A 12,541-nucleotide genomic window follows, 5' to 3' on the forward strand; every position below is an offset into this window, starting at 1 on the left:
CCCTGCCCCGTGGTTCGCCGTAAAGAGCAAATGCGATATCTGCGGCAAGTGCCGCTCCCACGGAAACCACAAGGCCTGCTCCAAAGCGCGTCAGGCCCGTTATGCGCAGAGCGCGAAGGAGCCCAAATCATGAGCAACGAACCGAACGACGTGCGAGTGTCGCGTGAGCTGCTGGAGCGTATGCGTCAGCGCCTGATTGAACTTAATCAGATAGCTGACTTCGGGCCCGAGTTATTCGAGATTCTTAATCGTCGCGCCCAGCCAGCCGATCAGCAGGGCAAGACCGAGCGCAACCAATGCGATGGATGTCAGGCAGGAATACCAATCATCCGAGGATGCCACCGCATGGGTAAGCCAAGCGGTTATTCAGACCTGATGAGCTGCACGGCAAAGCTCTACAGCCACGCCCAGCCCGCCACGGCGAAGGTGGTGCTGCCTGAGCGACGCGACGAAGATCCAAGCCAGTCTGATGCCGATTATAATTCGGACTGCGGCTGGAACGCCTGCCTTGATAAAGTCGCCAAGCTGAACGGTGGGCAGACATGACCAGCAAGCCAATCTGCTGGCGTACAGCGGCCCAGGCAGTGCCGAAACAACCTAGTATCACCGCCGAAAGGCCGATACTTGAACTCATAAAGCGCTTCTCCAAGGGTTTGACAGGGCCTCACTTTTGCCCTGTGCGCCCGAACACCCCGCAGTAACTACCCCCTCTCAATCAATTCAATGTCAGCCGCGTGTGCGGCAAGGACGAAGTTATGCCCGAAGAAAAGTTGATAGGCCCCGTCGAAGTCACTCGCGACGAGTACGGCTACTGGTATCACCCAGACATTCCTGATTTCGATGAAGACCATGCCGCCTACAAAGCCTGGCTTGATGGTCAGCATCTGATGGTGGTCGGCTGGCACATGGACTCCGACCTTGAATCGCACCCCTACTGGGAGGAAGACGCAGCCAACTGCCTCGGCTGGGAGCCTGAAAAACCACCGGCCTACGACTGGTTCATGCTCGGAATTTTCGATACCGAAGATGGCCCATATGTGCAGTGGGCGCGGCGGGTGGTGACGCCATGAGCCAAGCCAAGGAAAGACCGATCCTCTTCAGCGCGCCGATGGTGCGTGCCATCCTGGAAGGCCGGAAGACGGTCACGCGGCGAGCCTGCAAGCCTCAGCCAAGCCCAAATGCTCACACTACAAGTGCTGAAGGCTCGCCTATGACTTCGTGGTGGGAGACCGGCAAAGATATCGTGCGCTGCCCGTATGGCCAACCCGGCGACCGTCTATGGGTGCGAGAGGCTTGGCAGGCTGACGCCCAGGTAAATGATGTCGCGCCGCGAGAGCTGAGTCACGGTGAGCCGATCCAGTACCCGGCAGATGGCGCCTCAAGGCAAACGGGATGCTCGATGATCACGCCGGGGAAAACTCGGCCATCCATCCACATGCCGCGCTGGGTAAGCCGCATTCTTCTGGAAATCACCGACGTGCGGGTCGAGCGCCTGCAAGAAATTTCCCGCAGCGACATCCGGGCGGAAGGATTGGAATGCCCGCCAGAACTGGCGAGCGACGACGTATCGCCGAATTATCGCGACTGGTATCCCGCTGCGTGGCGGGAACTGTGGGAATCAATCAACGGTGCCGACTCCTGGAATAGCAACCCTTGGGTCTGGGTCGTCGAGTTCAAGCGCGTGAGGACCTGAGCCTACCGCACCATGAAAATCAGCTCTCCTCTGTCAGTCATAGCCATGCCGTACTTGAGCCGGCCCAGGTACTGCTCGTGCATTGAGTAGACCCGGTCATCGATGATTCTGAATATGAGCGTCCTGCCCGACCATATGTTGCCGTCAGCGCCGCGCCGACCCAGCTTGGCGTTATACGGCCCGTAAACCTCGTTCGTGGCTGTGGTGCATTCCATGACCTCTCCTTGGTGCTGCACCAGCTCCTGCTGGCTGCGTGGACCATAGCAGTGATTGGTAGCACCTGCCCGATATCCCCTTCCCTACAGAGCCTGCCGGTGATCGGCGGGCGAGGATTCGCTATGCGCAATGAAAAAATTGTGATGTTCAATTCCCCAGAAGCGGCCAGTTTTCAAACCGTTAGCGGCTGGGTCGACTCAAACGGTAGGTTCTGGGGTCAGGACGAAGATCAGGCACGCTACTGCGGATCGACGCACCGGCACTGCAAAAACAATCCAGCGCACCCGATCCACGAAACGAACAGCTATTGCAAAGTCTGCAGAGAGGAGCGCATGGATGAGCGTTTCTTGAAGATGGAGATCAAAGATTGGGCGGACGAGCCGCTGGTTATATACGACGGCGACACATATTTCTTTGACTCGGACGCACTCCGGGATTACCTGCTTGAGTCCGACGAAGATCCTGAGAACGTTCGGCTTTGCATATGCGAGCCGAATATGCCTCGCGAAATCGACCCGGCAGATTACTTTTGCGACGACCTGCCAGAAGATGGCGAGCTGAACGACGACCAGCTGATGGCTGCGTTCGATCTGGTTAACGAGATGATCCGCAAGTCCGGGCCTTTATCTTGGTCTCAAGGCGGTTATGTCGCGCGCCTTCCCCCCGAGTTCATCGCAGAAATCAAAGCTCAGCGGGCCACCGCCGAATAACCCTTTCCGCCGCCCAGCGCGGCCCGGAGCAGTACCTCTATGGCAAACAAATCTGCCAACAAGCTCCCGCTCGCACCGCGCTTTATTCGAGCGGGAGAGGCACCAGCTTACCTGAGCATGAACCTTGCTCTATTCAACCTGATCGTCCGGCCCTTCGTGAACGAATTCCCCATCGGCGAGCGCGGCGTCGGTTTTGACCGGCAGGAACTCGATGAATGGGCGTCGTCCTATGTGGCCGCCAAAGCGATTGATAAAAAAGGCGCGCCGGAGCAACAATTGCCCCGCAGCGAGCGCCAGAAAGGAGATACACAATGGCGCGAAAAACGATCACCGGGCTCTCCCAAAGGAAAGGGCTCTGGCATATCGACAAGAAAATCAACGGCGAGCGACTTTACGAATCTACTGGCACAGCTGACCGACAAGAAGCGGAGCGCTACCTGATACACCGGCTTGAGCAGATCCGGCAGCAGAAGGTCTACGGGGTGCGTCAGGTGAAGACCTGGCGCGATGCCGCGATGAAGTTCCTGGTGGAGATCAAGGATCAACCGTCCTTCAAACTGTCCGCTCATCACCTTTCGCAACTTGATCCATTCATTGGCGATATGCCGCTGACTCATATTGATGATCAGGCTCTTGAGCCATTCATCAAGGACAGGCTAGCGACCAAGAAGCTGGCGGACGGAAAGGTCAAAAAAGGAGTTAGCAACAGGACGGTGAACATCTCGATTGAGCGGGTGGTTCGGGTGTTGTCGTTATGTGCCAGGAAGTGGCGAGACGATGAGCGAAGGCCGTGGCTGGATAGCGTGCCGATGCTCACGAAGCTGGAAGAGAAGAAATCGAGCCGCAAGCCATACCCGATGTCATGGGAAGAGCAGTCGATACTTTTCGGGGAGTTGCCGGCACATCTGCAAACGATGGCTCTGTTCAAAGTGAACACAGGATGTCGCGAGCAGGAGGTCTGCAAATTGCGGTGGGATTGGGAGATTTCGGTACCGGAGCTTGAAACGAGCGTGTTTCTGATCCCGGCTGATTTCGGCGGCCGCCACGCACGGTCAGGTGTGAAAAACGGTGATGAGCGACTGGTGGTACTCAACAGCGTGGCAAGGTCGATCATCGAGAAGCAGCGTGGCGTAAACAAGGACTGGGTGTTCCCTTTCAACGACACAGCAATGCATCGGATGAACGACACAGCATGGAAGAAGGCCCGGGTGCGCGCGGCGAAACTCTGGCAGGAGAAAAACCTTCGCCCGGCGCATCCAGGTTACCTTTCAATAAGGATTCACGACTTGAAGCATTCCTTTGGTCGTCGCCTGCGCGCTGCGGGTGTAACAGAGGAAGATCGGAAGGCCCTGCTCGGCCACAAGAACGGCAGCATCACAAGTCACTACTCGGGCGCTGAGCTTGGGCATTTGATTGAGGCTGCGAACATGGTATCAGCAACCGACTCGCGCGGCCCGGTTCTGACAATTTTGAAAAGGAGGCAGGCATGAAAAACCTACGAGTCACGCAAAAGTCACGCGCATGAAAAAGGCCAATGCTGCGAATATTGGCCTAACTCATTGAATTATATGGTCGGGACGGAGTGATTCGAACACTCGACCCCTAGCACCCCATGCTAGTGCGCTACCGGACTGCGCTACGCCCCGACTAGGCGTGTATCTGTTTTGCAACGTGCGAAAACGTTGAGGAATATACCCTAAGCATTTGAATTTTGGAAGTATCCTGACTGCTCAATTACGCCTTGAGCATGACGAGTACGTCTTCCAGCTCGGCAATCATCTCCCGAATCATCTGCTTGTACTGCTGAGTATCATCCTTCGGTTCACCGCTGGTGAGACGAAGTCGGGCGCCACCGATGGTGAAGCCCTGATCGTAGAGCAGGCCGCGGATCTGGCGGATCATCAGCACGTCCTGGCGCTGATAATACCGACGGTTTCCGCGCCGCTTGACGGGGTTGAGTTGAGGAAACTCCTGCTCCCAATAACGCAGAACGTGCGGTTTTACCGCGCAGAGCTCGCTGACCTCACCGATGGTGAAGTAGCGTTTGCCGGGGATCGGCGGCAGCTCGTCGTTATGACTTGGTTCCAGCATATGCCTCAACTCGGGCCTTCAGCTTCTGCCCTGGACGAAAGGTGACCACACGGCGCGCCGTAATCGGAATCTCTTCACCGGTCTTGGGATTTCTCCCAGGCCGCTGGCGCTTGTCTCGAAGGTCGAAGTTGCCGAAACCTGACAACTTCACCTGCTCGTTATCTTCCAGAGCGTGCCTGATTTCTTCAAAAAACAGTTCGACCAGTTCCTTGGCTTCCCGTTTATTCAGGCCCAGCTCTTCGTACAGACGTTCGGCCATCTCAGCTTTCGTCAGAGCCCCCATACGCTACTTCCTTAACGTGGCGTTTAACCTCTCCTCAAGCGAGGTGAGGATAGCAAGTGTCGTTGCGTTTACCTCATCGTCATTAAGAGTGCGTGATGGATGCTGCCAGGTCAAGCCGACTGCAAGGCTTTTTCTATGCGGATCAATGCCTTTACCCTGGTAAACATCAAATAACCTGAGGTCTGTGAGCCACTCGCCTGCATTTTCACGAATAACGTCCAGAACCGCACTGGCCGAAACATCCCGATCAGCCAGCAGTGCCAGGTCGCGGCGCACTTCAGGGAAGCGCGACAGCTCGTGGAATTTCGGCAGACGGCCGGTGGACACTTCCGCCAGAACCAGCTCGAAAACAAACACGGGACGATCAAGCCCCAGGGTTTTCGACAATTCCGGGTGAATGGCGCCCAGGAAACCGACTTCACGGCCATCACGCTCGATGCGAGCCGTCTGACCTGGGTGCAAGGCAGGATGCTGCCCCGGCGTGAAGGTGAACTCGCCCAACGCACCGGCAAAGCCCAGCACGGCTTCAACGTCAGCCTTGACGTCGAAGAAATCGACTGCATCGCGACCTTGCGCCCAGCCTTCAGGCAGGCGGCTGCCGCAGACAACGCCGGCCAGCATCGGCTCTTGCTTCAAGCCGTCGAGCTGACCGACGAAGCGCAGGCCGCTTTCGAACATCCGCACACGATCCTGCTGACGGTTGAGGTTGTGCTGCAGCGCCTTGACCAGACCAGGCCACAGCGAGGCACGCATGGCTGCCATGTCATTGGAGATCGGGTTAGCCAGCAGCAAGGGCTTGGCGCCCGGCGTGAACAGCTCGAACCATTTCGGGTCAATGAAGCTGTAGGTGATCGCTTCCTGATAACCGCGGGCAACCAGCAGGCGGCGCAGCTCAGGCAGATCGCCCTTGGCTTCGGCCTTGGCCTGGGGAGCCAGACGGGCTTGCGGATAGCGGACCGGCAGGCGATTGTAGCCGTACAGACGCGCCAGCTCTTCGATCAGGTCGACTTCAAGGCTGATGTCGAAACGATGACTTGGCACTTCGACACGCCATTTTCCGTCGGCTTCGGCAGTCACAGCCAGGCCGAGACCTGTCAGCAGACGCTCGATTTCGGCGTTTTCGATCACCAGACCGAGCATCTGCTCGACTCGGCTGGCGCGCAACGTAACCGGAGCAATCGATGGCAAATACTGTTTGCTGACCACTTCTGTTATCGGACCAGCCTCACCACCGGTGATTTCCAGCAGCAGGCCAGTCGCCCGCTCCATGGCTTCGCGGGCCAGCTGCCAGTCAACACCACGCTCGTAACGGTGCGAGGCATCGGTGTGCAGACCATAGGAACGCGCCTTGCCAGCCACCGAGATGGTGTCGAAGAAAGCACTTTCCAGGAAGATGTCACGAGTACCGGCAGTTACGCCGCTGTGCTCGCCACCCATGACACCGGCGATTGCCAGCGCGCGCTGGTGGTCGGCAATGACCAAGGTGTCGGCACGCAGGCTGACTTCCTGACCGTCGAGCAGAACGAGCTTCTCGCCCTCCTCGGCCATGCGCACGCGAATCCCGCCGTTGATTTCGGCCAGATCGAACGCGTGCAGAGGCTGACCCAGCTCCAGCATCACGTAGTTGGTGATGTCGACAGCCGCATCGATGCTGCGCACGTCAGAACGACGCAGACGCTCGACCATCCACAGCGGAGTCGGACGCGACAGATCGACGTTGCGGATGACGCGGCCCAGGTAACGCGGGCATGCAGCCGGAGCCAATACTTCGACCGGGCGCACTTCATCGTGCACAGCGCTGACAGCAGCGATCTGCGGACGGGTGACGTCAGTGGCGTACAGCGCACCGACTTCACGCGCCAGACCGGCCACCGACAGGCAGTCGCCACGGTTAGGGGTCAGGTCGACCTCAATGCTGGCGTCATCCAGGTTCAGGTAGACACGAATGTCTTCACCGACTGGCGCATCGGCGGCCAGCTCCATCAGGCCATCATTGCCCTCGCCGGCCTGCAACTCGGCAGCCGAACACAGCATGCCGTTGGACTCGACGCCGCGCAGCTTGGCTTTCTTGATCTTGAAATCGCCCGGAAGCTCGGCGCCGATCATGGCAAATGGAATTTTCAGGCCCGGACGCACGTTTGGCGCACCACAGACAACCTGAAAGGTTTCGCTGCCATTGCTGACCTGACACACACGCAACTTGTCGGCATCGGGATGTTGCTCGGTGCTCAGCACCTCACCCACCACCACGCCGCTGAAAACGCCGGCGGCCAGCGTCACGCTGTCAACCTCAAGACCGGCCATCGACAGACGAGCAACCAGCTCGTCGCGGGAAACCTGCGGGCTTACCCAGCCGCGCAGCCATTGTTCACTGAATTTCATCCTGCTCTCCTGAAAGGTTCGTACGACTTAGCGAAATTGCGCGAGGAACCGCAAATCGTTGTCGAAGAACAGGCGCAAATCATTGACGCCGTAACGCAGCATGGCCAGACGCTCTACGCCCATGCCGAACGCGAAGCCCTGAAACTCTTCAGGATCGATGCCGGACATACGCAGCACGTTCGGGTGGACCATGCCGCAACCCATGACTTCAAGCCAGCCAGTCTGCTTGCAGACACGGCAGCCCTTGCCACTGCACATGACGCATTCCATATCCACTTCTGCCGACGGCTCGGTGAACGGGAAATACGAAGGACGGAAGCGCACGGCCAGCTCTTTCTCGAAGAACACCCGCAGGAATTCTTCGATGGTGCCTTTCAGATCGGCAAAATTGATGTCGCGATCAACCAGCAGACCTTCGATCTGGTGGAACATCGGCGAGTGGGTAATATCGGAGTCGCTGCGGTACACACGGCCTGGGCAGACAATGCGGATCGGCGGCTGTTGCGATTCCATGGTGCGGACCTGTACCGGTGAGGTATGGGTGCGCAGCAGCATGTTCGCATTGAAATAGAAGGTGTCATGCATCGACCGGGCCGGGTGATGGCCTGGGATGTTGAGTGCCTCGAAATTGTGGTAATCGTCTTCGACTTCAGGGCCTTCGGCGATGCCGTAGCCAATGTGCGTGAAGAATTGTTCGATACGTTCCAGAGTACGGGTAATCGGGTGCAGACCACCGGAGGTCTGGCCGCGGCCCGGCAGGGTCACATCGATGCATTCGGCTGCGAGCCTGGCAGTCAGTTCTGCCTGCTCAAACGATGCCTTGCGTGCATTGAGAACCTCTGTGACACGTTCCTTGGCAACGTTGATCAGCGCACCGACTTGCGGACGCTCTTCAGCAGGCAGGTTCCCCAGGGTCTTCATCACCTGAGTCAACTCGCCTTTTTTGCCGAGGTAGTGAACCCGGATTTGCTCCAGGGCATTGATATCTTCGGCGCTTTGCACAGCCTCAAGAGCTTGAGAGACCAGCGCGTCCAGGTTTTCCATGTACAGACTCCAGATACAAAATAGGGGAAGAGCTGAAGGCTCTTCCCCTATTTATGACGTTTAACACCGACCCCGGAGAACCGGGGCAAGTGATTGTCGGGGACTTAGGCCAAGGTGGCTTTAGCTTTCTCGACAATCGCAGCAAACGCCGCTTTTTCGTTCACTGCCAGATCAGCCAGAACCTTACGGTCGATCTCGATGGACGCTTTTTTCAGGCCGGCAATGAAACGGCTGTAGGACAGACCGTTAACACGAGCACCAGCGTTGATACGAGCGATCCACAGAGCGCGGAACTGACGTTTTTTCTGACGACGGTCACGGTAGGCGTATTGGCCTGCCTTGATTACCGCTTGCTTGGCAACACGGAATACGCGTGAACGCGCGCCGTAGTAGCCTTTTGCAAGTTTCAGAATTTTTTTGTGACGCTTACGGGCAATGACGCCACGCTTTACACGAGCCATGAGTTACTTCCTCTATATCTTGATCAAAATTAACGAAGGCGCAGCATGCGCTCGACTTTTGCCACGTCAGACGGATGCAGCAAGCTGCTACCGCGCAATTGACGCTTACGCTTTGTCGACATTTTGGTCAGGATGTGGCTCTTGAAAGCGTGCTTGTGCTTGATGCCGTTGGCGGTTTTCAAAAACCGCTTAGCTGCACCACTTTTAGTCTTCATCTTTGGCATGTTCGGATACTCCGCATTCAGTTGATAAATATAACCGCAAGGCCTGCCGTGCCCTGGTGGTTATTTCTTCTTTTTCGGGGCGATGACCATGATCAGCTGGCGTCCTTCCATCTTAGGATGCTGTTCGACGGAACCGTATTCGAGCAAGTCACCTTCAACCCGCTTCAACAATTCCATACCCAGCTCCTGGTGGGCCATCTCACGACCGCGGAATCTCAACGATACCTTGGCCCTGTCCCCGTCACTCAGGAAACGTACCAGGTTGCGTAGTTTTACCTGGTAATCCCCTTCCTCCGTCCCTGGACGAAACTTGATTTCTTTAACCTGGATCTGCTTCTGGTTCTTCTTCGCTGCAGCAACCTGCTTCTTCTTCTCGAAGATCGATTTGCCGTAATCCATCACACGGCAGACCGGAGGGACTGCGTCGGCAGAAATCTCTACCAGATCCAGCTTCGCCTCTTCGGCAATACGAAGCGCTTCATCAATCGAGACGATGCCAATCTGCTCGCCGTCAGCGCCAATTAAACGAACCTCGCGGGCCGAGATATTTTCATTGATCGGGGCCTTGGGTGCAGCTCGTTTATCTTGTCTCATTTCACGCTTAATAATAATTACTCCGTATCTTGGCGACCACGCCGGGAAACCGCTTGTGCGAGGAATTCAGCGAATTGGGCGACCGGCATCGAGCCAAGGTCAGCGCCTTCACGTGTACGCACAGCGACAGTTTGCATTTCAACCTCCCGATCTCCAATCACGAGGAGATAAGGAACCTTGAGCAAAGTATGCTCACGGATTTTAAAGCCGATCTTTTCATTTCTCAAGTCGGACTTGGCACGAAACCCGCTTTCAGCCAGAGTTTTTTCCACTTCGAGGGCAAAATCGGCCTGTTTGTCAGTGATATTCATGATCACTGCCTGGGTGGGTGCCAGCCAAGCCGGAAACGCGCCTTCGTAATGCTCGATCAGAATTCCGATGAAACGCTCGAAAGACCCGAGAATTGCGCGGTGCAGCATGACCGGATTCTTACGGCTGTTGTCTTCCGACACGTACTCGGCACTCAAGCGGATCGGCAGATTGAAGTCCAGCTGCAAGGTGCCGCACTGCCATACCCGACCGAGACAATCCTTGAGGGAGAACTCGATTTTAGGACCGTAGAACGCGCCCTCGCCCGGCTGCAGGTCATAAGGCAGACCTGCGCTGTCGAGTGCGGAAGCCAGCGCCGATTCGGCACGGTCCCAAAGCTCGTCGGAGCCTACACGCTTTTCAGGGCGAGTGGACAATTTGAGTTCGATATCCTTGAAGCCGAAATCGGCATAGACATCCAGCGTGAGCTTGATGAACGCGGCGGACTCAGCCTGCATCTGGTCTTCGGTACAGAAGATGTGTGCATCGTCCTGAGTGAAGCCACGCACGCGCATGATGCCGTGCAGGGCACCCGACGGCTCGTTACGGTGACAGGCACCGAACTCGGCCAGACGCATCGGCAGCTCGCGGTAGCTCTTCAGGCCCTGATTGAACACCTGCACGTGGCAAGGGCAGTTCATCGGCTTGATCGCGTAGTCGCGGCTTTCGGACTCGGTGGTGAACATGTTGTCGGCGTAGTTGGCCCAGTGCCCGGATTTTTCCCAGAGCGAGCGATCGACCACTTGCGGGGTCTTGATCTCGAGGTAGCCGTTTTCACGCTGCACTTTGCGCATGTACTGCTCGAGCACCTGATACAGGGTCCAGCCCTGTGGGTGCCAGAAGACCATGCCCGGCGCTTCTTCCTGGGTATGGAACAGGCCAAGACGCTTGCCGATCTTGCGATGGTCGCGTTTTTCGGCTTCTTCGATGCGCAGAATGTAGGCCGCCAGCTGCTTCTTGTCAGCCCAGGCAGTGCCGTAGACACGCTGCAGCTGCTCGTTTTTGGCATCGCCACGCCAGTAGGCGCCAGACAGCTTGGTCAGCTTGAATGACTTCAGGAAACGCGTGTTCGGCACGTGCGGACCGCGGCACATGTCGACGTATTCTTCGTGGTAATACAGGCCCATGGCCTGCTCGTTCGGCATGTCTTCGACCAGACGCAGCTTGTAATCTTCGTGACGGGCGGTGAACACCTCGATCACTTCAGCGCGCGGGGTGACTTTCTTGATGACGTCGTAATCTTTTTCGATCAACTGCTGCATGCGCTGCTCGATCGCCGCCATATCGTCAGGCGTGAACGGGCGCTCGTAGGCGATATCGTAATAGAAGCCGTCGTCGATCACCGGGCCGATGACCATTTTTGCAGTCGGATACAACTGCTTGACCGCGTGCCCTACCAGGTGCGCGCAGGAGTGACGGATGATTTCCAGTCCTTCCTGATCCTTGGGGGTGATGATCTGCAGGCTGGCATCGTTTTCGATCAGGTCGCAGGCGTCGACGAGCTTGCCGTCGACCTTGCCGGCGACGGTGGCCTTGGCCAGACCGGCACCGATTGAAAGCGCGACATCGGCTACGGAAACCGCATGATCGAATGAACGTTGACTGCCGTCGGGAAGAGTAATAGTTGGCATGGCGCCTCCTCTCCTAGTGGTGACCCCTACCAAAGGTCACGTGGGTTGGGATGAGCCAGTACGTGATCCGGTGGTATGCCTGCCTCACAGTGGCAGGAGCCTTGGGGCGAACCTTGAACCGGACCAGATGACTGGAATGTACGAAAAAACCTGCCTGCGCGGCACCGAAAGCCATTGGCCATGGGGCGCTTGAAAATAACAGGACGCGCATCCTAACACAGCCAGACCGGCCGGGATGCACATCCACGCAAATGAAATGGAATTGGCACACCACCTGAACTGGCAGGCTTCATGGGCGTCAGAAACCATCGAGACCCCGAACGTTTTTTCCAGCAATCAAGGAGAACACCATGAAGTTTTCACGCCTGACCAGCCTCCTCCTCTGCAGCGCCGCCCTTATCCCTCTGGGTGCTCAAGCCGCAATGGACGGAACGACACGCACTACCTTCACTCAGGAATGCGTGGCTGCGGCCAAGAAACAGGGGCTGGATGACAAGACCGCAACGACTCACTGCGAATGCGGTGCAAAACAGGTGGACAGTCATTTCACCGACAAGGAAATAGCCTCACTCAAGGACACCAAGACAGCGCCACCGGCTGCATTGACGGGAAAACTGCAAAAACTGGTCGCAGAGAACTGCACGGCGACAAAATAATCATTTTTTTCAGCCGGGGTAAAACGCGCACGCCGGGCGCTGATAGCAGTTGGCCCAGCCCCTTCTGAAAGCCATTGAAATCATGGCGTTAAGCGCTATTGCCACAGCCCGTTCAGTACCGGGTCTGACACGCCGGAGGGCGCTTTGCGGAGTATGGTGAACTGCATATACGGGACCTTTACGCAAAGCGCCCACCTTAATAGCTGTTTTTTTGCCCATTTCGACTATGATAGCCCGGTGTGCCCAG

Annotated in this window: 16 protein-coding genes and 1 tRNA gene; 7 read left to right on the forward strand and 10 right to left on the reverse strand. The window is 57.0% G+C overall.

From position 1 onward, the window contains the following. Positions 1 to 129 precede the first annotated feature (129 nt). The 3 genes from BLR16_RS16525 to BLR16_RS16535 all read left to right on the forward strand — a co-directional run bounded on the left by BLR16_RS16525 (position 130) and on the right by BLR16_RS16535 (position 1,693). Positions 130 to 546, forward strand: a complete 417-nt coding sequence (locus BLR16_RS16525) for a hypothetical protein (RefSeq protein ID WP_074808452.1) — start codon at positions 130 to 132, stop codon at positions 544 to 546. 209 nt (positions 547 to 755) lie between these two features. Beyond that, positions 756 to 1,070 carry a hypothetical protein gene (locus tag BLR16_RS16530; RefSeq protein WP_074808456.1) on the forward strand — a complete coding sequence of 105 codons (315 nt, stop codon included), beginning with the start codon at positions 756 to 758 and terminating at the stop codon, positions 1,068 to 1,070. Then, entirely contained in the window at positions 1,067 to 1,693 is a 627-nt protein-coding gene (locus BLR16_RS16535) for an ASCH domain-containing protein (protein ID WP_074808465.1), read from the forward strand. Before BLR16_RS16530 ends, BLR16_RS16535 begins: the two co-directional genes overlap by 4 nt. A 2-nt stretch (positions 1,694 to 1,695) precedes the next feature. Here BLR16_RS16535 and BLR16_RS16540 read toward each other — a convergent pair whose 3' ends face one another. Then, positions 1,696 to 1,908 (reverse strand): hypothetical protein, encoded by a 213-nt coding sequence (locus tag BLR16_RS16540; RefSeq protein WP_058417388.1) that lies wholly within the window; start codon positions 1,906 to 1,908, stop codon positions 1,696 to 1,698. A gap of 123 nt (positions 1,909 to 2,031) precedes the next feature. On the opposite strand from BLR16_RS16540, the gene BLR16_RS16545 reads away from it, so the two are divergent. From BLR16_RS16545 to BLR16_RS16555, 3 genes are read left to right on the forward strand one after another with little or no spacing between them, the layout of a single operon-like run. Further along, positions 2,032 to 2,619, forward strand: a complete 588-nt coding sequence (locus BLR16_RS16545) for a hypothetical protein (protein WP_074808474.1) — start codon at positions 2,032 to 2,034, stop codon at positions 2,617 to 2,619. Positions 2,620 to 2,658: 39 nt separating this feature from the next. Next, positions 2,659 to 3,060 carry a hypothetical protein gene (locus BLR16_RS28935; RefSeq protein WP_225694441.1) on the forward strand — a complete coding sequence of 134 codons (402 nt, stop codon included), beginning with the start codon at positions 2,659 to 2,661 and terminating at the stop codon, positions 3,058 to 3,060. Then, positions 2,946 to 4,109 (forward strand): tyrosine-type recombinase/integrase, encoded by a 1,164-nt coding sequence (locus tag BLR16_RS16555; RefSeq protein ID WP_241689268.1) that lies wholly within the window; start codon positions 2,946 to 2,948, stop codon positions 4,107 to 4,109. The genes BLR16_RS28935 and BLR16_RS16555 overlap by 115 nt, the downstream gene beginning before the upstream one ends. Before the next feature lie 79 nt (positions 4,110 to 4,188). Here the strand turns inward: BLR16_RS16555 and BLR16_RS16560 are convergent. The 9 genes from BLR16_RS16560 to thrS all read right to left on the reverse strand — a co-directional run bounded on the left by BLR16_RS16560 (position 4,189) and on the right by thrS (position 11,638). Next, positions 4,189 to 4,265: transfer RNA gene (locus BLR16_RS16560), tRNA-Pro, on the reverse strand. 88 nt (positions 4,266 to 4,353) lie between these two features. Then, a complete protein-coding gene (locus BLR16_RS16565) occupies positions 4,354 to 4,710 on the reverse strand; it encodes a MerR family transcriptional regulator (protein ID WP_003315559.1) in 357 nt (118 codons plus the stop codon). Further along, entirely contained in the window at positions 4,691 to 4,993 is a 303-nt protein-coding gene (gene ihfA / locus BLR16_RS16570) for an integration host factor subunit alpha (RefSeq protein WP_002553164.1), read from the reverse strand. The genes BLR16_RS16565 and ihfA overlap by 20 nt, the downstream gene beginning before the upstream one ends. A 3-nt stretch (positions 4,994 to 4,996) precedes the next feature. Then, the gene (gene pheT, locus BLR16_RS16575) at positions 4,997 to 7,375 is read right to left on the reverse strand and encodes a phenylalanine--tRNA ligase subunit beta (protein ID WP_003367021.1); all 2,379 of its coding nucleotides are present in this window, start codon (positions 7,373 to 7,375) and stop codon (positions 4,997 to 4,999) included. A gap of 27 nt (positions 7,376 to 7,402) precedes the next feature. Beyond that, complete coding sequence (gene pheS / locus BLR16_RS16580) at positions 7,403 to 8,419, reverse strand: phenylalanine--tRNA ligase subunit alpha (RefSeq protein WP_003367019.1); 1,017 nt, start codon at positions 8,417 to 8,419, stop codon at positions 7,403 to 7,405. Positions 8,420 to 8,523: 104 nt separating this feature from the next. Next, on the reverse strand, positions 8,524 to 8,880 hold the full coding sequence (rplT, locus tag BLR16_RS16585; protein WP_002553161.1) for a 50S ribosomal protein L20: 357 nt from the start codon (positions 8,878 to 8,880) through the stop codon (positions 8,524 to 8,526). 29 nt (positions 8,881 to 8,909) lie between these two features. Further along, positions 8,910 to 9,104 carry a 50S ribosomal protein L35 gene (gene rpmI / locus BLR16_RS16590; protein WP_002553160.1) on the reverse strand — a complete coding sequence of 65 codons (195 nt, stop codon included), beginning with the start codon at positions 9,102 to 9,104 and terminating at the stop codon, positions 8,910 to 8,912. Between the two features lie 60 nt (positions 9,105 to 9,164). Further along, positions 9,165 to 9,716: a translation initiation factor IF-3 gene (gene infC, locus BLR16_RS16595; protein WP_170846037.1), complete on the reverse strand. Its 552-nt coding sequence runs from the start codon at positions 9,714 to 9,716 to the stop codon at positions 9,165 to 9,167. Then, complete coding sequence (gene thrS / locus BLR16_RS16600) at positions 9,716 to 11,638, reverse strand: threonine--tRNA ligase (RefSeq protein WP_003315564.1); 1,923 nt, start codon at positions 11,636 to 11,638, stop codon at positions 9,716 to 9,718. The genes infC and thrS overlap by 1 nt, the downstream gene beginning before the upstream one ends. Positions 11,639 to 11,988: 350 nt before the next feature. Between thrS and BLR16_RS16605 the strand changes: the two genes are divergently transcribed. After that, positions 11,989 to 12,294, forward strand: a complete 306-nt coding sequence (locus BLR16_RS16605; protein WP_003432999.1) for a hypothetical protein — start codon at positions 11,989 to 11,991, stop codon at positions 12,292 to 12,294. Positions 12,295 to 12,541 lie beyond the last annotated feature (247 nt).

Source organism: Pseudomonas sp. BS3767 (genome assembly GCF_900099665.1).
GTDB lineage: Bacteria > Pseudomonadota > Gammaproteobacteria > Pseudomonadales > Pseudomonadaceae > Aquipseudomonas > Aquipseudomonas cerasi.